A 23710-nucleotide genomic window follows, 5' to 3' on the forward strand; every position below is an offset into this window, starting at 1 on the left:
CCTGATTATGCGGCCCTATCTTCCTTCGAGGCCAGGTAGGAAGTCTCTCCTTTCTTGAGGGTCTGGGCGGTCTTGACGGCCAAGATGGCGTCACTTGCATAGCCCTCTGCACCGATCTTCTTGGCGAAGGTGGTGGTTATTGGAGCCCCTCCAACCATGTACTTCACGTCGGGCCTGAGGCCCGCTGCTTCCATCTTCTCGCGGATCAGCTGCAGTTCTGGCATGGTTGCGGTGAGGAGGGTACCTGCACCCACTATGTCCGCTCCGATCTCCTTCGCGGCCTCGATGAACTTGTCGAGGGGGACGTCCTTTCCGAGGTCCTTGACCTGGAAACCATATACCTGCAGCATTCCCACTACGAGATTCTTTCCAATATCGTGAATGTCGTTCTGAACTACGCCCATTACTACCTTTCCGGATTCGGCCACTGTGTCCTTCACATATGGTTCGAGAATCTTCTTGAACGAATGGGTGGCCAATATCAGTTGAGGAAGGGCAATAACCCTTTCCCTGTACTGGTGACCCACGAAGTTCATGGCCTCGATAAGGACTATCCCGATCTCGGTGCTCTTCACTCCTGCATCATAGAGATCCGTTCCCAACTGAACAGCCTCCTTGGCCTTACCGTTGACTACTGTATCGTAGATACTCTTCTTCTGAGATTCATCCATTCGGTTTACCTCCTTGAATCATGATTATGAGTAGCCCATACTCCCCGTAATAAAAGGAAAAGATTTGAGAATGGAACTGTGTCCAATTCTCAGTATTTGCCGTATTTCTTTGCGGCCTTGAAGTATGCCTTCATGTTGTCCCATGGAGTCAATGGCGAAACTTCACAGCCGGGTGCGAGTATCAGACCGCTTCCTTCCATGGCGATCTCGCATGCGTCCTTGACCTCGGCCTCGATTGCCGCTGGCGATTCCATTAGGGTGTTGGTGTGGTCAATACCGGCCATCAGGCATAGATGATCACCCCATCCCTCTTTTGCCTCCTTCAGGTTGGGTGTGGCTCCGCGGTCCCACCAGGAAATTCCCTTGACATTGCTGTATTTCTTCGCCCACTCGCTGATGAGGTCGAACATTGGCTCGACCCCGCAGATGTGGGGGAAGTGGATAGCGCCTGGTGTTTTCCTGTAGACATACTCATCCGACGGAGCTCCGAACTCCTTGTACTGATCCACTGTGGTGATCTCCTTCGAAGCCCTTGTTGTCAGATAACCCGTGTAGAATGCACCACTGTCAATGCAGGCATTGATAAAGTCTGCTATGGTCTGCTCGATCGTCGCGAGACCTTTCTTGAGCGCCTCTGGTTCGGTCATCATGTGAACCAGTGTGTCCTCCATCGAGGCGACGTGAGTTGTCGTCGTCATTGGACTCGGAAGGGAGACACCGACTGGGACCTTGTCGCCGTACTTGTCCGTCACGATGCGGCAAGCATCCAGGTATAGATGCATCCGTCCATCCTTCTTTGGGTCAAGTACTTCGAGCTTCTCCCAATCTTCAGGTTCTTTCACCGGGAACTCTCCGAGGGCCATGTGTATGTTGGGCTCATCCGGCATCTTCATCTTGACACCCCAGCCCTGCACAATTAGTCCCATGTCAGAGAGGCAGTATATCGTATCACCACCGCACTCCTCATAGAATGCGATATGCGCCTTAGCCATATTCTCGCCACTCATCCCAAAATCGGGAACCGTCATGCCTGGCACGAAGTTGACCTCAAAGATCCCTCCGAAAAGGCTTGCCGGTACGTAATCCGGTGTTTCGAGATTGGCGGCTGCTTCAAATCTTTGCATTGGAGTCATTTCTTCAGACACCAAAAAACCCCCTTGGTACGTTAGACTTTGTCACTCATTCATTCATATACTTTTTCTTCATAAATCAAGGTGAACTGCGGTTTCAACGAAGCCAGGGAATATAGAAACGGAAACAATAAAAAATGGGGAAGGAGGGGTCAACCGAGGATTATTCGCGCGTCGGCGACCCTGACCTCAGTCGAGTTACCGAAGATGGGGTTAAGATCCATCTCCATAATGTCCTGAAGGTCAGTGAGGAGGGTAGAGATGGAGATTAGGACCCGCTTCAGGTCCTCGATATTGACTCCCTCCATTCCCCTGAATCCACGTATAAGCTTGCTTCCCTTGAGTTCCAACAGCATCTCCTCGATATCGATCTCCTCAAGGGGTACGATGCGGTAGGAGACGTCCTTGAACACCTCAACAAAGATACCTCCCAGACCGAGCATTAGAATTGGACCGAACTGAGGATCCTTAGTGGAGCCTACAATGATCTCCAGGCCTTTCAGCATCTTGGAGACCAGGATGCCCGATATCTCAACGCCTTCGTGACCCAAGGCATTCTCCATGAGCTTGGAGTAGGCTTCATTGACCTCTTTGGAGGAGGATAGGTTTATCATCACAGCTCCGAACTCCGTCTTATGAACGATCTGGGGGGAGACCACCTTCAAGACCACTGGATAGCCGATTCGATCGGCCGCCTCAATGGCCTCTTGAACTGAATCACAGAGTGCCCATGGTGCCACCGGGATACCATAATCCTCCAGGATCGCGTAGGCTTCGGGTTCGGTAACGAAAGACCTTCCCTCGTCCTTTGCCTTGGCTATGATCTCAGCGGCCCTTGACATCAATCTTCACCTCCTGGTCTTACGCCCCTGGACCTCAGGAACCGAGTGTATTGAGCGATTGAACCAATGGCACGAGCCGTCCTCTCGGGCCAATCGAAGCAGGGAATCCTCTTCTCCTGAAGAATGTCCATGTTTCCAAGGGCGTTCTTGGTGGCAACCCAGCAGACATAGGTGGGTTTTCTCATGCCCTCCGACAGGCAGTCGTTCACGGTGTCGGTAACGGCCTGACATACCTCTGGCATTAAGGCAGCCCTCTGCAGAAGAATGGGGACTATGATGTCCACATCCTCGGACTCATAGAGTATCCTGATGCATTTTGAATATAATTCCACGAACTTCGGCCATACCGGCGTCATGTCGATGGGATTCCTAGCACTTGCATATTGTGGAATTAGCGAGGCGATCTCTTCCCTGATATCGGGGGACAGCTCCGGTACTATCAATCCATTCTCCTCGCAGAGATCGACCAGTTCCACACCGGTCCCTCCCGAATTGGTTATTATCCCCACCCGGTTGCCCTTCGGAAGGGGCTGCCAGTCCAGTCCTTTGGCGATATTAACCATATCCATGCCGTTGCGGGCAAAGATTATGCCACTCTGCTTGAAGGCAGCCTCGTATGCGGTGAAGGAACCGGCCATTGCGGCGGTGTGGGAGGCTGCCGCTCTTGCCGCTCCAGCGGTTCGACCAGTCTTGGTGGCCACTATCGGTTTCTTGAGGCTCACTTTCTTGGCGACCTCAAGGAACTCTTTACCACGATCTACGGACTCGAGGAATAGACAGATCACATTGGTCTCCTCGTCGTCACCGAAGTAGTCCAGGACCTCGAAGTCATCTATTCCAGCCTTGTTGCCATGGGCCATGATCTTGGCGAACTTCATATGGTGGTCCATAGCAAAAGTGAATATGGCCATCCCGTAAGCACCTGATTGTGTGAGGAATGATATATCCCCCCCCTTGGGCGGCGTACCGATACCCATGGAGGCGTTCAGCCCAATGTTACAGTTGTAGATCCCAAAGCAGTTTGGACCCACCACTTTAATGCCCGTCTTTCGGGCAGACTCCATCATCTTGTCCTGAAGAGCCTTTCCTTCAGGCCCCGCCTCACTGAACCCGGCGGTTATCACCACTGCGGATTTCGCCCCTACTTCAGAAAGATCCTCCATGACCGATGGCACGACAGGGGCAGGTACAACGATTACCGCCAGGTCTATGGGACCTGGGATGGATTTGATGTCAGGAAATGCTTTCACACCCTCTACCTCTTCATCCTTGGGATTGACCATGAAGATTGTGCCCTGGTAACCGTCGACCAGGTTCTTGGCGAATACATTTCCCATCTTACCCTTCTTGCCCGAAGCGCCCACTAGGGCTACAGACTTTGGATTGAAGATGGCGTCTATTCTCTCGTGCTCCAATCCACTCACCCCTCTCATATCAGAGTTCGAACTTGCGCTCAAGCTCATTCTTGGGATGCTCCCTCTTCCTCACATTAAGAGGATCGATCCTCCGGATTATCTCCACATCCTCAATGGTGGGCAAATCCATGACCCTGACATCCTTATGGATAATGGGCTCGAACTCTGTGCTCTCTATTACGTCATCCACCGTCGTATCTGGATATAGATAACGGAGTCTCATGATCTTGCTCTCTGGATCGAAGTCGAACACACATAACTCGGTAACCACCCAGTCAGGTCCATTACCAACAAGATCCAGATCCTCCCTTCTACCCTGTGGGGTGACATGCCCCACATTAGTGACGAAGTCGCATTTGTCAACAAGAGTGTAGAACTTCTTGTCCTTGCGCTTCTGTACCCTGTGGCGGGTCGTCCATATTGTGTAGTTGATGCAATCTCCAGAGAGGTTGCATCCACCCGCACCTCCAGGAAGCTTGACCTTGATGTTGTCTGGAGACCCGATAAGGCTCACATTCTGATTGCCATACTTATCGATCTGTGCACCGGAGAAGAAAGAACGATCGAGTTCACCCCTTTGGGCCAGGTCGAAAAGTTTATCAACGCTTATGATCGCAGTCCTGTCTTGTATCATGGTCCAGTCGTTAGTGGTTGTGGGCATGAAAGGAGGGTTCGGATCAATGGCGCTAGATACCCCCCCGAAATAGACCATGTTCTTGGCGTGAGTCAGCTTCGAGAAGTACATCGCTACCATGGGTATAGGCGATGATACGCCATGGAACACCATGGTGTGATCCTCTATGCCCTTCGCGATGTTGTACACGAAGAGTTCATCCAACCCGGCTTCGAAAACATCACTCATAGGTAAACAACTCCATCCAACGCTCCTTGCTCTCCTTCCAGGAGGCAAGTCTGGCGAATCTCTCCTCTCCTATCAATTTCACATATTCTTCGTGGCTCTTGACCCCGTAGACATACTTGTCCAGATACTTCTCCTTAAACGCCTCCGGGCCTTCCCTGGATGCCTTCATGTAATTGGAGATGTACTCCCTGTCGTAGGCGTAGTGAGGATAGCAGCTAGTGGGATGTGCTCCGTATGGAAGCTCGACCACTGCCGTGGTCTCGTAGTAAGGTACGTTGGGGCCTATCTTCTTCATCTCCTCCTCCGACACCACCTTTTCTGCAGTCACAATGACCTTGTTCGCAGCACGAAGGAATAACACATCCGCTACATATGGAGGAAGGACCTTCAGATTGCCACGAGGATCAGCCACGTCAACATGTATGATTGCCACTTCGGGAGTCAATGCAGGCGCCAAAACGATCTTCTTCCCGGTGAAAGGATCATCGATTACCTTATACTCGGGATGCATGAACAGCTCGTCGCTTCCCTTGATACTCCGCAATGGAATGAATGGTATTCCAAATGAGCCAGCTCTCAATTGATTGATCAGTGTATTGCAGCAGCTTTCCCGAACCTTCACTTTTCCTGATTCACAGGCCCTTCTGTAGTTAAGTGCTAGGCCAAAGTCCTGCTCGAAACTCACATGAGTCTCTTCGACAGCACCCGCGATTCCGCCTCCGCAGCAGAGATCGACATCGAATCCGTGGGCTGTTCCCACCAAGTGAAGATCGCGTTTGCCCTGTCTGATCATCTCCATGATCAGCCCGATGGGTTCTCTGAGGCATAGGCCACCTCCAATGGCGACCATGTCCCCATCGTTCACCATCGCTGCAGCCTCCTTCAATGTAGTCAGTTTATCTGTCTGAGTGAAAACTCCCATATATTATCAACTCCGGAGCCGCGATATAATATTCCAGTGAAAAGAACCGATTAAATAGGTTTGCTTCATGTATTACAGATGCGGAGGGTAATTTAGCAAATGATATCCTGAAGTGATATATCTGGCCATCCTCTTCATTGTATATCAACGCCGTTTAATGACCCATTTGGGGAGATTTTTCACCTCTACAACGATTCTCAAATAATTCTCAAATAATATCGAACTCCCACAATCTACTTCTCACTTCCCGAACCTTATTTCCCTTTATATAAAATGTATTTAAAACCTTCATCTCTGTGACCCCTTTTTAATGCGAAATATGAAATTCATTTTTAAATGAACCGGTATTATTCATATTCATAGTAAGGGATATAGTCAATTCGAAACCCTATTATATTCGGATTTCGTATGAAGGCTTTGAGGATGGAATGCGATCCACATCGAAGGGGTAATGCGCTCATGACGAACGGAGAGAATAGAATCCTGATAATAGGTGGCGGCATCTCTGGCATCTCCGCCGCTTTGGACCTGGCGAACCAGGGACACGAAGTGATATTGGTGGAGCGAGATTCCACAATCGGAGGACACATGGCCAGATTGGATAAGACTTTTCCAACCCTGGACTGTGCGATATGCATCCTTTCTCCGAAGATGGTCGAGGTATCCAGAAACCCCCGTATCAAATTGCTCACTTGCTCAGAGGTGATAGATGTCAAAGAGATTGACGGGAGGTTCACGGTGACTGTAGAGAGAAAGCCGAGGTACGTCGATGAGTCCAAGTGTACTGGATGTGGCATCTGCATGGAATCGTGCCCATCAACAAAGATACCCAATGAATTCAATGAGGAGATGGACTTTCGAGCAGCCATATGGATTCCATTTCCTCAGGCGGTCCCCAGGATCGCAACTATCGACCCAGAGCATTGTTTGAAACTAAGAGAGGGCAAATGTGGAGTCTGTCAGAAGAAGTGTCCTGTTGGGGCAATTGATTATAACATGCGAGGTGAGAAAGAGGAAATTCAAGTCTCCTCAATCTTGATTGCCACTGGATTCGAACCGCTAGAACCAGTGGATCTTCAGCGTTATGGATACTGGGACAATGACAACGTTATCACTGCCATTCAACTCGAGAGGATGCTGAACGCCTCTGGACCGACAAAGGGGCATGTGTTGAGGCCATCGGATGGGGTTCCGCCCAAGAAGATTGCTTTCGTTCTATGTGCTGGTTCAAGGGACGTGAAATGCAAGGAATACTGCTCCAAGATATGCTGCATGTACTCAGCAAAGGATGCAATGCTTGTTCTTGAGCATGAACCAGAATCCGAGGTAACCATTTTCTATAATGATTTGAGAGCGATAGGAAACGGGGGCGAGGAATTCCTTGATAGAGCTGCACGCACCCCTGGAGTACGTTATTTGCGAGGGCTCCCAGCGCAGGTTCAGGGAGATGATTTTGGGAACCTGAGCGTGAGGTATCATGACATCGAACGGGCGTTGGCCGTGGATGGGAGTTACGACATGGTGGTACTCTTCACTCCAATACTACCAAGGAGTGGAATGAGAAAACTGGCCGAGATTCTTGATATCGAGTTGGATGAGCAGGGATTCGTCTATACTGGTCCGGAGAACAATGTGCAATCATCCAGGGAGGGGATATTCGTATGCGGTTGTGCCAAAGGGCCAGAGGACATTCCTACCTCCGTAACAGAGGGGATAGCCGCAGCCGCCTGCGCCGCTGGTAGAAGCGAGGTGGAATTCAATGATAAACCGGCGGAGATCGTCGAGATTCCAGTCTCGGTCGATGATCATCCAAGGATTGGAGTCTATATATGCAGTTGTGGAAGTAATATTGGAGGAGTTGTGGACGTGGAGGAGGTGGCATCCTATGCTTCCTCTCTCGACGGTGTGGTCTATTCAGAACGCTTCATGTATACCTGCTCGGAGGATACGCAGAAGGAGATACAGGATAATATTGTGGAGAAGGGACTGAACCGCATACTGATCGCTGCATGCTCTCCTAGGAGTCATTTGAACCTCTTCAGGGAGACGGCCCATGCTGCAGGACTCAATCCCAACCTTGTGGGCCTCGTGAGTTTGAGAGAAATGGACAGCTGGGTTCACATGGGTGAGCCGGAAAAGGCAACAGAGAAGGCGAAGACCATCGTTCGAATGGGTGTTGCCAATATGCGTCATGCCCGACCCATGATGGAGATCGAGCAGAAAGTTACGCCCGTTGCTCTGGTCATGGGGGGAGGTGTGGCCGGAATGTCCAGCGCCCTTGCGATCGCCCAGTCTGGATTCCAGGTGACCATATTAGAAAAGGACCGTGACCTGGGTGGTTCAACATTGAGAAGAATGACCAGGGGAAATCAGGATCTTGATCCTCGGAAACTGGTCGAATCGCTGAAAGAGAGAGTTAACTCGGATCAGAGAATCAAGGTCCTCACTTCTACAATTCCCATTGGAGTGAAAGGCTCGATAGGCAACTTCGTAGTGGAAATTAGGAGCACCCTGGACAAGAACACACCGAACCTCGAACGAAGATTGGAACGAGCAGGCGTAATAATTGTTGCTACTGGCGCAAAGGACCTTGAGATGAAAGGTTACTTGGAATACGGCAAGGATGAAAGGATCGTCTCCCAGGCGGAGTTCGAGAAATTGATATCTGAGCGAAGGACAGAATTGAAGACGGTCATCCAGGTACTCTGTGTTGGCGCCAGAGAGAAAGGTAGGGAGTACTGTGCTCTCAACTGCTGTGAGACTGCGATGAAGGACTTGATAGAGCTAAAGGCCATCAATCAAGATGTTGAGGTTTACGTCCTCTATCGCGACATCCGTACCTCTGGCTTGTTGGAGAAGCTATACAAACAGGCTTCCGAGGCAGGAATACGGTTCATAAGGTATGATCCTGAATTCCCCCCCAGAGTAGATAGGAACGATTCACTGGAGATCACAGTCAGGGATCAGAGTCTTGACATCACACTGAGAATCGAATCCGACATTCTTGTGCTGTCCCAACCACTGATTCCAAACCTTGATAACAAGCAGCTCTCCGAGATCATGAAGATCCCCCTTTCTCAGAACGGCTTCTTCCTTGAAGCCCATCCCAAGCTGAGGCCGGTGGACTCCTTCACCGAAGGAATATTCCTGGCAGGAACCGCTCAGGGACCAAAGGGAATAAAGGAGTCGATGTCCCAGGGCCTGGCTGCTGCCAGCAGAGCGCTCGTACCTCTATTGCAGGGTAGAGTGATACAGGAGCCAACGGTGGCCATGGTAGAACAGGACCTCTGTACGGGATGTGCGAGATGTGTTGAAGCCTGTCCATTTGGCGCTATGGGAATGAAGGTCGCGAATTACCAAGTGACTGCGGAGGTTGACACCATGCTTTGCAAGGGATGTGGCAAGTGTGTGGTTGCCTGTCCTTCCAGAGCGGTGTCCCTTTTCGGATTCACCTGCGATCAGATGCTTTCGCAGATCGACGAGGTTCTTGCCGAAAGAGAGGGTGATGAGCCAAGGGCCGTCGCGTTCCTGTGCAACTGGTGCGCGTATGCGGGTGCGGACAATGCGGGTGTGAGCCGCTTCCAATACCCCACGAATGTTTTCCCTATCCGAGTCATGTGCTCGGGAAGAGTCGATCCGCTCCACGTGCTTTATGCGCTGCTCAGTGGAGCTGATGGTGTGTTCATTGGAGGATGTCATCTCGGTGACTGTCATTATGTCTCAGGAAATGAGTTGATGAAGGCCAGGATCGAGCGCCTGATCTCGATGGTTGAGGATTTCGGACTGGAGCCAGAGAGAATACGGGTGGAATGGGTATCAGCCTCAGAAGGCAAGAAGTTTGCCGAGGTCATCACCGATTTCGTGGAGGATCTCAAGCGTTTGGGACCCAGTCCTCTGCGACCACTCGATGAAGAAGAGGTCAAAGAGGAGAAGGGGGTGGTGTGATGTCCCAGCAGCTTGAGCGTTACGTTTGGGAGCTGGAGAAGTGCTCGGGATGCGGTGCCTGCGTTGCTTGCTGCTCCAAGGGGGTCCTGCATTTCGAGAAGGACCATGAGCACCCTATCCACAGGGAGATCGACAGAAACCTGGGTTTGACCAACAGGAGGATAGATACCTGCACCCGTTGTGAAGCCTATTGCGAGAAGGTCTGTCCACGTCTGAACAGGATTGACGGAGGAGACATCATCTCGGTCGTCTCCGCACGGACAAGCCTCACATCCGAGAGAAGCAAGTTCGGCGACCTGCTCAGCGATGTCATAAACCAGATGTTGATAAGTGCTCTGGAGGGTGATTTCATTGATGGGGCGATTATCCACGATGTCGATCGGTGGCCATGGGCTACCTTTTCCCGAATCGTGACCACATCAGAAGAGATCTATGCAAGCGCTGGTCACCAGTTGATCTGGTCACCCACACTTGTGAGTCTGGACGAGGCCATACACGAGCGAGGGTTAAGGCGAGTCGCCATAGTGGGGGCCCCCTGTGTGATGTCAGCGGCGAGACTCATAATGGCATCCGAAGACAGAGCCTTGAAGGCATATAAGGATTCGATCAGATTTCTCATAGGTAGATTTTGTGAGGGAATGGTCAACGGGGCAATAGTGCAGAAGATGATGGAAGGTGAGATGGGAGTAGCCCCTCGAAGCATGGCAAGGATGGACCGTTCCAAGGACGATCGCTCCCTTACCATAACGAAATATGATGGGAATGTCAAGGAGATATCCCTTGCCAACGTCCAGAAGTTCCTCAGAAAGGGATGCGCCCGCTGTACAGATTACCTGGCAGTTAGTTCGGACACATCCATTGGCTACGCGGGATCAAGACATGGATACTGCACCATAGTCACATGGAATCAGGAGGGGGAAACCCTTCTTCGCATGAGTGAGGTAACTGGCCACATTGAGATTACCAGAAATGTAGATACCGCTTTGCTGATGGACTTAAAACGGTCTAAAGAGAAGAGACGAAGAGCGCAAGAACATGATGATGTACTTCTAGCGATGCTTCAGGCTCTTGACGATCAAACGAGTGCCACGGATGCAATTAGACGCTACCGGAACCTGAACAAGGAGGTGTCTCAATGAGCAGATCTCTGGATGCCGCGAACATGGATATGGCGACTCTCAACAAAGAACTTAGAAATTTGGCTCAAGGAGAAGAGGTTTCCATTCGAAACGCCTCCAATATCGACGGACTAGGCGCCGGGTTAAGAAAGGGGCATGTACGAATCGAAGGGAACGCGGGCGATTACTGCGCAATGGTCAACTCGGGGGCGAATTTCGAGATCGAAGGTGATTGCGGGAGATTCCTTGGCGACGGAATGACCTCTGGAAGCCTGATCGTGAACGGGAATGCTGGTGAAGGAGCGGGAGAGTACTGCTATGGAGGAAGCATCAGTATCAAGGGGAATGCAGGTAAATTCATGGGTACCATGAACAAGGGCGCCTCGATCTTGGTAACGGGAGATGTGGGGGACGATACAGCCACCTACATGCTTGCTGGGGAGATCATCATTCTGGGTGACGCCGGGAAGCATCTGGGAAATTTCCTGATCGGTGGGACAATATACATCCTGGGTAATGTCGAAAGCTTTGGCAACAACACCAAGCTGGATAAGCTCAGATCCGATGATGTCGATCATCTGGGAAGGGTGATAAAGCAGGTGGGAATAAGGGAAGCCCCACGCCAATTCAGCAAGATTGTACCCGAATCATCCAAACCATTCTACAAGAAAGACAGGGATGAGAAAGAGGTGAGATGAATGGCAAGCGTTGGCAACTACTGGATTAGCGTGGACAAGGATCGATGCAGAAGTTGGCAGCAACCCTGGAAATGTGGGGCTTGCATAGACAGCTGCGAACATGGAGTCTTTCAAAGAGACGAAGAGGGAAGAGTCTACGTTGCGAACGAATTGGCTTGCGTCGGATGCCGCATATGTACAGAGATGGCCTGTCCTAATAACTGCATATATGTCCGTTCAGCAGTGCCCGAGAATATTTCAAAGGGAATCTGGACGACTGCCACAGTCGAGGAGATTCACCAAAAGGCAATCACCGGTGAGTATAGGCTCAGAGGATTCGGGACGATGAACGAGATGCCACACTTCGATGGAATAGTGGTCATCCCCTCCCAGCTTGCTTCAGAGCCCCCCCGTGACAAGTACAGAGAGAAATTCGATATGAGCCTGACTATTGGTGAGGATACCTGTGAGAGGCCGTTGAGGCTCAGCATGCCCTTCGTAATCGCGGCAATGTCCTACGGAGCCATATCCAAAGAGGGGAAGATGGCTTTCTCAGCCGCAGCAGCTCGATTGGGAATCGTGACCAATACAGGCGAGGGCGGAATGTTCCCAGGGGAATCGGCTTACGCTCACGGTTTCGAAGGATCCACCGGTCAGAAGAAAGGCGTCAAGCGATGGAATCCGGGTGGATATCTGACTGTCCAGTGGTCTACTGGCAGATGGGGAGTATCACTTGATTACCTCTTAGAGGCAGATGCCGTTGAGATAAAGGCTGGGCAGGGAGCCAAACCAGGTATGGGCGGGCACCTCCTAGGGAGCAAGGTCACCACGGACATAGCCGCTGTAAGAGGGATACCAGTAGGAACTGATGCCCTTTCCCCCTGCAGACATTACGATATGCAGTTGAAGGGAGATCTTCAGACTCATGTGGAGATCCTCAGGGATGTCACGGAATATCAGAAACCTATATTGATTAAGTTGGGACCAAGCAGACCTTACGAGGACACTCGGATCGCCGTCGAAGCTGGAGTGGATGCCATTTCCATTGACGGCATGGCAGGCGGAACTGGTGCCTCCCCTGAGGTAGTGACCCAAACTGCTGGGATTCCAACCATAGCCTGCATAAGGCAAGCGGCTAGAGCCCTCGATGAGATGGGGGTCAAGGGAAAAGTCAAGCTAATAGCAATGGGTGGAATACGCAATGGAGCAGATGCCTACAAGGCAATAGCCATGGGGGCTGACGCCGTGGGAATGGGCGCTGCACTGGAAATAGCCATGGGATGCAGGGTGTGCATGTCGTGTCACCGAGGTGCATGCCACTACGGAATCGCAACCCAAAAGGAAGAGTTCCGCAGTTGCTTGAATGTTGATGTGGCTTCCAGAAGGCTTGAGAATTTCATAAGGGCATGCGCCGAGGAACTAAAGATACTGGCCATGCTTTCCGGGCACGATAGCATCCGAACATTATCCATCGATGACCTGAGAGCCGTGGACCTGAATACGGCAGCCCTTGCCGGTGTGAAGCTCGCGGGATTGGACGATTACTTTCCCAGTGAATGGAAAGAGATCTCCTGAAGGTGAACCGATCGCGACATCATTCAATAAGGGCTGTCTTCATCCCTAAGAATGGGAATATCCGAGAGATCCATGTCTACCTCCATGCAGCCAAGATAATGTCCATCATCATCTCTCAATGCAATGTACTGGGTCATGAATCTTCTTAATTTCCCATTTTTCTCGATGTCCTTGACCACACGGGTCGAGTCGCATTTTCCTTCTTTCATTTCACTGAGAAGATTCTCCAGGATACCCATGCTCTTTACGGAATGGCATTCCCGAATATCGGTACCCATGACCTCATCCTTGATCTTGAAGAGTTTCCGATCCTTGATGGTCCAAGCGATCACTTTGTCATCCCGATCGATGATGGTGATGTCGAGAGGCAGGCTTTCCAGCAAGCAATCGATCATCAGAGGGGAAAGCGGACTCTGAGTCCTCATAGGGAATGAATTCCATCCGCTGGATAAATAATGTATGGACCATCGTGCCATCAATCGATCATCCCGTCTCATCGAGGGTCACTCTGGACCACCATCAGCTTACAAGCCGATTGTTGGTAGAACGTTCTATCACATGTTCTGAATAACAAGAGGCTCCAGATCCTCGGTCAGCTCCAAATCGAAGACCCGTGAGTAGAAGTACAGTTCGGCTTCCAAGGACCTTATGATATTCTCCGCCCGTCTGAAACCATGCTGCTCCCCCTCGAATGCAAGATATGCTACGGGAATACCGTTCCCTCGAAGAGCGTCGACCATCATCTCGGCCTGGTCTGGTGGAACAACCCTATCGTCAAGCCCCTGGAAGAATATAACCGGAACATTAATACGGTCCGCATGATGGAGAGGGGATCTCTCCAGGTAGAGATCTTTCCTCTCTGGATAGGGACCTATGAGCCCATCCAAATACCTGGATTCGAACTTGTGAGTCTCCTTGGCGAGCAGCGAAGGATCACTCACACCGAAGTACGAAGCTCCTACCTTGAATGCATCAGTGAAAGCCAGCGCTGACAAGGTGGTGTAACCTCCGGCACTTCCCCCCCTTATCGCCATACGTGATCGGTCGACCTTACCCTCACTGGCCATGACTCTTGCACCGTTGGCACAGTCCTCAACATCCACTATGCCCCAATTTCCCTTTAACAGCTCTCTGTACTCTCTGCCGTAACCAGTGCTTCCCCCATAGTTGACGTCCATGACCGCGAAGCCCCTGCTGGTCCAATATTGTATCCAAAGATTCAGACTGGTTCTGGCAGTCCCAGTTGGACCGCCATGGCTTATCACGATCAACGGAGGAAGCTCCTGATCAGGAGCTTCGAAGTCCTGGTTCAATGGGGGGTAGAACAGGGCATGGGCATTCCTGCCATCAGAGGGGTAATTGAAAGCTTCGGGCCTCGAGAGGTAACCCGGATCGATTGAATAAACACTGGATCGCCTCAGCACATCCATTACTCCAGTGGAAAGGTCTAGTCGAATGATGGATGTTGTGACGGAGGGAGAGCCCGCGATCATAACCGCCTGATCACCAAGCACCTTGAGAGAATGTATGTCAGTGAAGGGAAAGGTCCTTTCCTCCAAGTCTCCAAAACCGGTCTCGACCTCGGCCAATTTCCAAGTTCCTTCCTTGGTGTAAGCACATAGTATCCTTTCCTCCGAGATGAATCCATATGTTGATATTCCAAATGTCCAGTGAGGCAATCCAAACTCCGCGTCCAAACCAAGGATCTGCTCGTTCTCGTCGTCACCATGTTTCCAGATGTTCCACCAACCTGTATCATCAGAGACATAATGCAACTTGCCACCTGGCGACCACTGGGGCATTATTACGGATATCCCAGGACCTCCAGCGATCTTTCGAGGGGATTCCAGGCAGCCATCAGGACGGATATCAGCAATCCAGAGTTCGGTAGAATCCCAGGGCATATTGGGGTGATTCCAGCTGAACCAGGCAAGCTTGTCTCCTGAAGGATTGATCCTTGGTGATGAATAGAAATCATGGCCTGACGCTAGTAGGTGGACCTTTCCAGTCATCATATCTATGGATGCTAAAGAGTTCAAAGCTTCTCTATCTCCCATTTTATGATCCTCTATCACACATAGCAATCGATTCCGCCTTCCATCGAAAACGAAATCGGCGAATCTGAGTGGAGCCTCGGGAGTCAGCGATTCTGGATCGGTTCCCTTCTTCACCTTGTAGACCCTCTGGTCCAAGAAGTTGGTGAAGTAGGTGATGCCATCCACGGAGATGAAAGAACCCCCTCCATATTCATGGACCTGGCTTCTAGAGTTGAACGGCCCGGGAATAATGTCCTCCGTTGAACCATCTGTGGCCTTCACGATGACATTTCGGCCACCTTCCCAGGGTCTTCCCTCATTCCAGTATATATCACGCCCGTCGATGCATGTCCCCTCGAATCTTACCGTTCCCATTGCAATCTGCTGGGGAGTGATCGGGGATCTCCATGAACCATAGTGTGCTGTCTCTACCATGCTATCTGTTCCATAATGGACCTCATGACTGTAGTCGTTTTCGTGAGGATCCGACATCAAAGAAAATCGACAGAGTTCTGAAGATGTTCCAATCCTGATGTGATGTAATCCATTCCCTCATAGGCTTTATCTTGGTCGAGATGGTCGAGTCCTTCCAGCCCCAGTAGGCAACCGTTTATCAGATCGTCCATCGCCAATCGGTATTCATCAAGTGCGGGTTCGAGATCAGGAGTTATATTGAACAAGTATGATTCTTGTAGGAAATCATTGCATAGATTCTCCAGTTTCTGGGTCAACAATCGTATCCTTCCCAGATCCATGGCGTTCCCAGCTTCCTCAAAATCGTAACCCATGCCCATGATGAGATCATAACAATCCATATCATAAGCTCTGAACCCTGGGTCGTCGTGGTCAATGGGTGTAAGATTTCCCCAAACCGCTTCTGATAGTCCTCCATGAAGATTCGACAGGAACCATCCTTTGGCTGCACGTACTCGATAGCAATAATCTTCTCCTGCAAGGACATCGGAGTCGTTGTAGTGGAGCCGGCTAGTCTCGGTTATCAGGCTATCATCTCTGAAGACCTGATAGTATTCGGCCCCCTCGACAGGCTCCCAAGATAGACCTATGTAGACGGTTGTTTCCTTGAGCTCTAGTCCTGACACATCCCCCAGATCTTCCCCGCCCCCAGTAATAAGACTGAGACATCCGCCAAACCCTAGGGCGATGGCAATGAGCAATATCAATAGCATTGGAACCAGACGTCTCATAGGGAACACTCTACCGATCCAAGGATATTCTACTTGTATCCCTCAATAACCTATCGGTAGAGGAATCCTTTGGCAGGGTTGAGCTGTCTCCACTAATCCTTTATTATAATAGTTGTTTACATATTAGTGAAAGTTGGACTCGGAGTGATCTGATTGAGGAAGGATTGTCTTGATCTTGAATGTTCCCTTGAGGAGTTGAAGGGACTAGTTGAGAAGGAGATCGACGAGGGCAACGACAACATCAAGGAGTTCAAATCCCAGAGGAAACCGGGATGGATGATCGTAGTATTCATCATGGCATTATTCTTCATCAACCTGCCTCTTTTCACTTATGTCGAGAAGTATCCAGCTGTTTGGATAATATCCAGCTTTGCGTTCTACATGATCGCATGGTTCCTGGTAATGTTGCCTACGACGGCTAAGGAGCCGGGAGCGGAAAAGAAGAAGAAAGACAAGAAGAAGGACGATAAGAAGGGGGCACTGAAGGAGAATAAGAAGACCCTATTCAATGTGCTGTGGAACATCTTCTTCACAAACTGTCAGCCTCTAGCTCCAGGGTTCTTCATTGTCCAGATCGTCAATATTCTGCTCGTCATCTACGGGCAGTACTTCACTGACCTGTTCGACCAGCAGGTGGCAGGATTGGTCATCTTCCAGGCTCTGATGATCATGGCATTCTATGGAGGGGTTCTGTTCTTCAAGCCGTGGACGACGAGTTTCCTCAAGCGCATGATCATACTGTCAAAGGACTCAAAAGAAACATGGCGGGGGGGGAAGGTTGGAGTCATTAGGGTGGTACTTTTTTTCGCCGCCATAGCGGTGGGTGTGGCATTCGTCATGATAGTGGCCATATTGTTCCCCGGGCTTACATTGGACAATGTTAAAGAATCTCTTGGAACGGACTGGCAGATGAATTTTCTGCTTTTCGCGATCACTCTGGGAACTCAGTTCGCAATCATCCGGTTCCTGCAGGGGATATCAAGCGTCGAGCTCGTTATTGGTGTTGTGGAACACAAGGTTGATGTGTTGGAGAATCAGGTCCTTCCCAATATCAAATGGATGATGGAAGGTGCAGACCCCGAGACCTTTGATCAACTGGGAGAAGATACGACAGATGATCCTGACCGGTTGAAACAGAATTACCTCATCACCAAGGTTTGGATCTACGGAAAGCACGACTTCTTCGGAGCATTACCGGTCTATCTGGTGGTCCCCAATACGAAGTTGATAATGGACAAGGATTTCATGGTAGCGGTGAGAGGGAGAGCAGTCCCAATAGCATGACGGTGAGAAAATGATTAATGGGGGGTTAGTCCCCCTGTTTGACCTTTTTGATCCTGGATGAGCCAGCCGTTTTTCCAATATCGGCGATATGCTCGCTCTCGATCATCTCCTTCTTGAGCAGCTCCTCCAGGCTCGCGAACTCCTTCTTGAGTTCCTCGGGTGTGGGGATGGGGCCCAAGATATCCTCAGCCTTACCGACGACCCTCTCTATCTCTCCGATATCGGCAATCTCCCGAGCAGGGGTCTCCCTAGAGACTCCAAGGTACTCGGAGACTCCCTCAACCATCTTGGTCAGTTCGAAGGGTAGGAAGAATTTGGTCGATTGCCCATCTCCAAGTGATTTCACGGTGTCCAGTGAGAGTACTGTTAGGGCTTTGGAATCCAATGTGCTAGCTCCTACCGCGAGCACCCTGAGCTTTTGAGCCTCCCCCTGGGCTTGAAGGATGATCGAAAGACGCTCACCCTCGGCCTCGAGGATCTTGGCCTGCCTCACACCCTCAGCCTCAAGAATGCGGGACCGCTTCTCACCCTCAGCGTTCAGGATGGCGGCCCTCTTCTTCCCGTCCGCCTCCAATATGGCAGCCCTCCTGAGCCTCTCGGCAGAGGTCTGTGACTCCATGGCGGCCTTGACCTTCGGAGCTGGGTCGACTTCCCTTATCTCCACTGCCTCAACCTTGACTCCCCACTTGTCCGTGGCTTCGTCCAGAATGTCTCTGAGCTGTAGATTGATCTTCTCCCTGTTGGACAGTATCTCATCCAGCTCCATGTCACCGATCAGGGACCTCAGCGTTGTCTGGGCGAGGTAGATCGTTGCGGTACGGTAGTTGGTCACCTGGAAGAATGCCTTGTTGGGATCTACTACCTTGATATAGATTATTGCGTCAACGTAAACAGGCGAGTTGTCCTTGGTAATGACTTCCTGCCTTGGAACGTCAAGGACCTGGGTCCTGAGATCGATCTTCACTACTTCGTTGACTAGAGGTGTGACGTAGTTGAAACCTTGATCCAGTATCTTGATGTACCGTCCCAGCCTCATATATATGCCCTGCTGGTAAGGCCTTATGATCTTGACACCGTTGATCACGATTACCAGGACTGCTGCTATCGCGAACAGTAGTAGGGCGATTATCTCATATGCAACCATTCATTGCCCTCCTTATCGTGGAGGATCACACGAAGGGGTTCAATCCCCTAATTCCTCGACCTTGACATGGACGCCCTCGCTGCTCTTGACCACCACTCTCTTCCCTACTTGGATGACGGTCTCTGCAGTGGCACTCCATGTATCATTCTCTATCATCACCTTTCCCTTCAGGCTATCCGGCTCAATCTCCCTTGTTACCAAACCCTGCTTCCCCAGCAAGGAGGAGGCGACGGTTGTTTCAGGAGGAGCCGTTGGCGCCAACCTCTGGTATCCCTTGATGGTGAGAAGGGTGAGGGGGATCAGTATTATCGCTACTACTACGGGGGCCCACCAGCTTGTCAGCAGGTCTGGCTCGATCAGCCCTATGGCTCCCAGTATCAGAAGGACGGTTCCCGGGACGATTAGGAATGTTCCTGGAGAAGCGGCTTCCGCTATCAAGAGGATGACACCGATGACTATGAATGCCAAGGCCAATATCTGAGTGAGATCCATTGTAATTACTAACATAGACCTTCGCCTATTTGGAATTATTTGAGGATGACAATAATTCTTGGATGGAGTTATTAAAATGGTTAAGAAAACGTACAAATAGGAAAACAATAGCATTGAAAGGAACATTACTTGGGTAATGGTCCTACCGAGCTCATATATAGCACGCTTTCCTCAACTCCATCAACTTCTATGATTGAGTTGACCTCGTCATCGTAGAGCGCTCCGATCTGGCAACTTCCCATTCCCAGACCAGTACATGCCAGCGCGAGGTTTTCAGCAATGTGACCACTGTCCAGATACATGTACCTGTACCCTCTCTGCTTGTACTTCCACTTTGACCTCTCAAAGAACGCTGTCCATATCAAGACCACTGCGGCATCCAAGCACATCCTCTGATCAAGTGCGGCCAAGGCGATATCCTTGCCAAAGTTGCCCAACTGAAGCACCTCCAGTGCGTGACGCCTTACATTATAGTGGTACACACCCTGCTCCAATCCATCCACACGGTTCACGATAATATAGGTTTCAATGGGGTACAAGGCGCCAGCTGAGGGAGCCGTCCTGAATTCGTTTCCCTCCTCGGTTTTTTCTATACCATTAGATGCCCAAAGCAGAAAGGAAAGCTCCTCCCTCGATATGGGACGTTTTGAGTAATTCCTCACGCTTCTCCTACTCTTTATCGCGTCGCTGAGAGAAATTGTGCAAATGTCATCCGGATGATACAGTTCGATCTTATGGGCATTGGGGTATTCCTTGTACGGGCTGGGTTGTGTCCTCCTATCCAAGTACCCTCCAGGAAGACTGTCTCTGAAATACTTGGTAGCTTGCTGGAACCGATCGCCATCACCATCGGGCATAGTGGTACACCTCAGGAGTAGTATTGTTCTCACCATCCTATATGTTTCCATTCTACCTTTTAGTGAGATTGAAAGTACTATCAACGAAAAAATTGCAAAAGGGTTCCTTTTTTAGGAATCCCTTGGAGATCACTCCTTCTTCGCCGGGACGATCTTGTGTGGTCTGCTGGCCAGATCCCTGTCCAGCATGAACAATCCCGGACCATCATCACAGACCATAGCTGCCTTGGCCACTAGGTCCCTGGCGTTTGCCTCCTCCTCCACCTGCTCCTTGACGAACCATAGGAGAAACTCATGGGCTGCATGGTCTTTGACCTCGATCGATAGGTCAACCAACTTGTTGATCAATCCGGTGACCTTCTTCTCGTGAGCCTGCTGGTGCTCGAAGGCGGCAAGTGGGGAATCCCACTTCAGCTGTGAACCCTCGATGGATGTCAGTATTACCCTTCCCCCTTGGTCTACGATGAAGTCGTAGAACTTCATTCCATGTTGCAGCTCCTCCTGGGCCTGGACCATCATCCAGTTGGCAAACCCAGGTAAGTTGATGGAGTGGAAGTAGGCATTCATTGCCAAGTACAGGTATGACGAGTACAACTCAGCGTTGAGCTGCTCGTTGAAAGCCCTCTCAATCCTATCATTCATATCAGTTCAACCTCCTATATTGAGTGTCAAAACTCCGGGTACCGGGGTCGATCTCAATCCATCAATTTCTATGGAAACTCTTGTTATTTATACATCAGCAGGGAACAGCTTCATTCATTTCTTGTACCCTGGTCTCATAGGAATCTTGATTTCGCCTACCCGCCCAGTGAGTGAGGGACACGGCATGAATATGAGCAGTTGCTAGGCTTCGAGGGACTAGGTGGAGACCGAGTACTAGGACTGGTGGTTCTGCCACAAGAAGACGGGGAATCTTCAGAGCTGGATGGGGGCTTTCCCTTTTTTTCAGTTCGAGAGAATTACTTATCAATGATTGCAGCACGATTGAACGCCTTTACTGTCACCGCCCATCTTGGGAGCGCCTTGCCTTCTCCACGATTGATTTGATAAATTTGTCTTTTCCAGCCCAATACCCTTCACGATCTTCCCTGAACCGCTTCGCCAGTTCTCTCTTTAGGTCCACGTACTCCTCGAAGGCATCCCTGTTAGCGATGAGATAATCCCGGAATAAGATATGCTCCCAGTATTGTTTGGTGTCATGTAAGATGAAATGAAGATGATGGGTCCTTGGCATTCCCTTCATGAAGTAGATCCGTTCAGGCTCATCCTCCTGCTCCTGATAGATGTACCCAAGTGGTCCGACCCTCTCAATGTAGACGTATGGGCTGCTCTGCTCCTTCACGCAAATCATTATGTCGATCACCGGCTTTGCGGACATCCCAGGAATTGAGGTGCTTCCCACGTGCTGGATCGCAATTATCAGTCCGCTCAAGGCCCTCTCAAGCAACTTCCTCTCTTCGTTGAAGAGGTCCCTCCATCTGGGGTCGTATTCCACGACTTCCACCACATCCCTTGGATCATCTAGACTCATAGGACCAATACACCCATTGCTCAAGTCATTGAGAATATTGGTAGCTACAGAAATAAAGAATCGTTGGATAATCCAGAATGTAATATGGTTCCATTTATATATGGAATCGCGATTGGGAATGCTATGGCCCTTTTCACCCTGGGTCAGATGGCCTATTACGCTGGCTGGTTCCTGAAAAGCAAGGTGGGGGTAAGAAGACCACTGGTTCTCACGATGGTGGTCACATACCACTGCAACCTTGACTGTGAACACTGTCTCATTCATGACAATCTGGAGAACATACCTGAACCTCACTCCATTTCCTACGAGGACGCGTTGGATGAGATGCGTTCTTTCTACGATCAGGGATCGCGTATCCTTTTCTTCGAGGGAGGCGAGCCCACCATCTGGAAAGACGGCGATAAGAGGCTTTCAGATCTGATCAAGGCTGGAAAGCAAATGGGATACTATGTGACCGGGTACACGACGAATGGGACGAACGTGATATTCGACGACAGCGATGTGATCTCGGTCAGTCTCGATGGACCCAGGGAGATACACGACAAGATCAGAGCCCCAGGGGTCTTCGATGATCTCATGAAGAACCTGGAGGGCATTGAACATCCCAACATCTTTGCCAATATGGTGGTGAACAGGACCAACATCGATTATGTGGAAGAGACTGTGGGTTTGGTGGCGAATAGTGGGAAAATTCAGGGAATCATGTTGAACTTCCTCACGCCGCCGCCAAAGGAGATAGCGCTCTCGCTTGATGAGAAGAAGAAGGTAGTCGAGCTTGCCCTTGGTTTAAAGAAAAAGGGCTTGCCAATACTTAACACCACCAAGGCTCTGGAGGAGATGCTCATAGAGGACTATGAAACATTATGTCCTCACTGGATGTCAGCATTCGTGACGCCCGACGGAACCAAGTTCTACGGTTGCCCTTTCGTTGGAAGCGAATCCTGTAAGGAATGCGGATTCGATGCGGTCAGGGAGTACAGGCTCATCACAAAGGGGAGTTATTCAGCCATCACGCAAATGTCAAAACGGTTCGCGCTATCAAGGCAATGACCACAAGAATCTCCGTGCCAACCGCAACCTTCAATATTTCTGGCACTGGCCTGACAAGCCTAAGCTCGTCATCCCGGTTCCTAAGGTATCTTACCGTTCTCACAGCGGCAGGCAGTGTCAGGAAAACCACGATGTAAGTAAGGTCGAAGACCAGAAGCATTCCGACTAGCAGGTAGAGAAGAATCAGAAGTAACTCGATGATTCTCACCACCTTATCTAGCCCGAATATCACGCAAAGATTCCGCTCTCCTGATTCTTTATGTGCTTCGTAACCGGTCATCTCGTCAACGATGCGGACCAGACCCACAGCAAGACCTATACAGACCGATATCAAGACAGCTTCCCAGCTGAAATCCTGTACGATGACAAAATAGGAGAAGAACGACATGAACGCGAAGGAGACCGCTACATCGATCTCCCCTAATCCCCTGGCCCCTAGGTTGATGGGTGGTGCGGTGTAGAAGTAGCTGAGGAAGAATCCTATGGCGCCAAGAGCGATGACCATCCACCCACCGTACATGACTATGGGTACTGCAAAGAGGACTGCCATGGTGGCTATCACCAACATGATGATCTTGCCCTGCCTCTCCGTGATAAGACCATTATCAAAGGCGTTTCCACTCCAGTAGAACTTCTCGGTGAGCACCTCTCTGGCTTGCTCGTATTCGTCCCTGTCATCAAATCGGAGCTTGTCCACTCCGCTCTTATGATCAAAGTAGTCGTTGGAGAAGTTCACGAACAGTGCCAGGAAGAACACGTCAATGGGTATGAGAGCGGCGATCAACCACTCCTGCCTAATAGTAAGGGCAAGTGCCACACCGGTGACCGAGGCCAGGACGAAGGTGATGGTGTAGCTAATACGAAGAATGTCCATCATCTTCCTTCCCAGGGACAGTTCGTTCCCGTCTGTCTCTCCCTTTACCATCGCTGGGACTTCCTGCATCTCGCTCGCCC

21 protein-coding genes are annotated in these 23710 nt (G+C 50.5%); 6 read left to right on the forward strand and 15 right to left on the reverse strand.

Translation table 11 applies throughout. The annotated features are described in order from the left end of the window. Positions 1 to 5: 5 nt before the first annotated feature. From GKC03_05195 to GKC03_05220, 6 genes are all read right to left on the reverse strand, one after another. Positions 6 to 671 (reverse strand): cobalamin-binding protein, encoded by a 666-nt coding sequence (locus GKC03_05195; protein NYT11934.1) that lies wholly within the window; start codon positions 669 to 671, stop codon positions 6 to 8. A gap of 89 nt (positions 672 to 760) precedes the next feature. Beyond that, positions 761 to 1816, reverse strand: a complete 1056-nt coding sequence (locus tag GKC03_05200; GenBank protein NYT11935.1) for a hypothetical protein — start codon at positions 1814 to 1816, stop codon at positions 761 to 763. 137 nt (positions 1817 to 1953) lie between these two features. Then, complete coding sequence (locus tag GKC03_05205; GenBank protein NYT11936.1) at positions 1954 to 2643, reverse strand: acetyl-CoA synthetase; 690 nt, start codon at positions 2641 to 2643, stop codon at positions 1954 to 1956. Then, complete coding sequence (locus GKC03_05210) at positions 2643 to 4058, reverse strand: acyl-CoA synthetase (NDP forming) (protein ID NYT11937.1); 1416 nt, start codon at positions 4056 to 4058, stop codon at positions 2643 to 2645. The genes GKC03_05205 and GKC03_05210 overlap by 1 nt, the downstream gene beginning before the upstream one ends. A 19-nt stretch (positions 4059 to 4077) precedes the next feature. Continuing rightward, positions 4078 to 4920, reverse strand: a complete 843-nt coding sequence (locus tag GKC03_05215; GenBank protein NYT11938.1) for a hypothetical protein — start codon at positions 4918 to 4920, stop codon at positions 4078 to 4080. After that, entirely contained in the window at positions 4913 to 5842 is a 930-nt protein-coding gene (locus GKC03_05220) for a CoA transferase subunit A (protein NYT11939.1), read from the reverse strand. The genes GKC03_05215 and GKC03_05220 overlap by 8 nt, the downstream gene beginning before the upstream one ends. A 408-nt stretch (positions 5843 to 6250) precedes the next feature. Here GKC03_05220 and GKC03_05225 point away from each other — a divergent pair, with 408 nt between their 5' ends. From GKC03_05225 to GKC03_05240, 4 genes are read left to right on the forward strand one after another with little or no spacing between them, the layout of a single operon-like run. Next, positions 6251 to 9787: an FAD-dependent oxidoreductase gene (locus tag GKC03_05225; protein NYT11940.1), complete on the forward strand. Its 3537-nt coding sequence runs from the start codon at positions 6251 to 6253 to the stop codon at positions 9785 to 9787. Continuing rightward, complete coding sequence (locus tag GKC03_05230) at positions 9787 to 10926, forward strand: 4Fe-4S dicluster domain-containing protein (protein NYT11941.1); 1140 nt, start codon at positions 9787 to 9789, stop codon at positions 10924 to 10926. The genes GKC03_05225 and GKC03_05230 overlap by 1 nt, the downstream gene beginning before the upstream one ends. Continuing rightward, positions 10923 to 11603 (forward strand): hypothetical protein, encoded by a 681-nt coding sequence (locus tag GKC03_05235; protein ID NYT11942.1) that lies wholly within the window; start codon positions 10923 to 10925, stop codon positions 11601 to 11603. The genes GKC03_05230 and GKC03_05235 overlap by 4 nt, the downstream gene beginning before the upstream one ends. After that, the gene (locus GKC03_05240) at positions 11604 to 13157 is read left to right on the forward strand and encodes an FMN-binding glutamate synthase family protein (GenBank protein ID NYT11943.1); all 1554 of its coding nucleotides are present in this window, start codon (positions 11604 to 11606) and stop codon (positions 13155 to 13157) included. Positions 13158 to 13180: 23 nt separating this feature from the next. Here GKC03_05240 and GKC03_05245 read toward each other — a convergent pair whose 3' ends face one another. From GKC03_05245 to GKC03_05255, 3 genes are all read right to left on the reverse strand, one after another. Further along, positions 13181 to 13582: a hypothetical protein gene (locus GKC03_05245; protein ID NYT11944.1), complete on the reverse strand. Its 402-nt coding sequence runs from the start codon at positions 13580 to 13582 to the stop codon at positions 13181 to 13183. Between the two features lie 129 nt (positions 13583 to 13711). Beyond that, complete coding sequence (locus GKC03_05250) at positions 13712 to 15628, reverse strand: S9 family peptidase (protein NYT11945.1); 1917 nt, start codon at positions 15626 to 15628, stop codon at positions 13712 to 13714. A 56-nt stretch (positions 15629 to 15684) separates the two neighbouring features. Beyond that, positions 15685 to 16398, reverse strand: a complete 714-nt coding sequence (locus GKC03_05255) for a hypothetical protein (GenBank protein NYT11946.1) — start codon at positions 16396 to 16398, stop codon at positions 15685 to 15687. Positions 16399 to 16593: 195 nt separating this feature from the next. Here GKC03_05255 and GKC03_05260 point away from each other — a divergent pair, with 195 nt between their 5' ends. After that, positions 16594 to 17682, forward strand: coding sequence for a hypothetical protein (locus GKC03_05260; protein NYT11947.1), 1089 nt, complete (start codon positions 16594 to 16596; stop codon positions 17680 to 17682). A 25-nt stretch (positions 17683 to 17707) separates the two neighbouring features. Here the strand turns inward: GKC03_05260 and GKC03_05265 are convergent, their stop codons facing one another. The 5 genes from GKC03_05265 to GKC03_05285 all read right to left on the reverse strand — a co-directional run bounded on the left by GKC03_05265 (position 17708) and on the right by GKC03_05285 (position 21706). Continuing rightward, the gene (locus tag GKC03_05265; protein ID NYT11948.1) at positions 17708 to 18826 is read right to left on the reverse strand and encodes an SPFH/Band 7/PHB domain protein; all 1119 of its coding nucleotides are present in this window, start codon (positions 18824 to 18826) and stop codon (positions 17708 to 17710) included. A gap of 39 nt (positions 18827 to 18865) precedes the next feature. Continuing rightward, positions 18866 to 19333, reverse strand: a complete 468-nt coding sequence (locus tag GKC03_05270; protein NYT11949.1) for an NfeD family protein — start codon at positions 19331 to 19333, stop codon at positions 18866 to 18868. Positions 19334 to 19443: 110 nt separating this feature from the next. Next, positions 19444 to 20175, reverse strand: coding sequence for a SagB/ThcOx family dehydrogenase (locus GKC03_05275; protein ID NYT11950.1), 732 nt, complete (start codon positions 20173 to 20175; stop codon positions 19444 to 19446). A 129-nt stretch (positions 20176 to 20304) separates the two neighbouring features. Next, positions 20305 to 20817 (reverse strand): ferritin, encoded by a 513-nt coding sequence (locus GKC03_05280; GenBank protein NYT11951.1) that lies wholly within the window; start codon positions 20815 to 20817, stop codon positions 20305 to 20307. Positions 20818 to 21175: 358 nt separating this feature from the next. Further along, complete coding sequence (locus tag GKC03_05285; GenBank protein ID NYT11952.1) at positions 21176 to 21706, reverse strand: GrpB family protein; 531 nt, start codon at positions 21704 to 21706, stop codon at positions 21176 to 21178. 84 nt (positions 21707 to 21790) lie between these two features. On the opposite strand from GKC03_05285, the gene GKC03_05290 reads away from it, so the two are divergent. Beyond that, the gene (locus tag GKC03_05290) at positions 21791 to 22756 is read left to right on the forward strand and encodes a radical SAM protein (GenBank protein ID NYT11953.1); all 966 of its coding nucleotides are present in this window, start codon (positions 21791 to 21793) and stop codon (positions 22754 to 22756) included. Here the strand turns inward: GKC03_05290 and GKC03_05295 are convergent. Then, the gene (locus GKC03_05295) at positions 22716 to 23699 is read right to left on the reverse strand and encodes a prenyltransferase (GenBank protein ID NYT11954.1); all 984 of its coding nucleotides are present in this window, start codon (positions 23697 to 23699) and stop codon (positions 22716 to 22718) included. The genes GKC03_05290 and GKC03_05295 overlap by 41 nt on opposite strands. Positions 23700 to 23710: the final 11 nt, after the last annotated feature.

The sequence above is a fragment of the Methanomassiliicoccales archaeon genome, assembly GCA_013415695.1.
Lineage (GTDB): Archaea > Thermoplasmatota > Thermoplasmata > Methanomassiliicoccales > JAAEEP01 > JAAEEP01.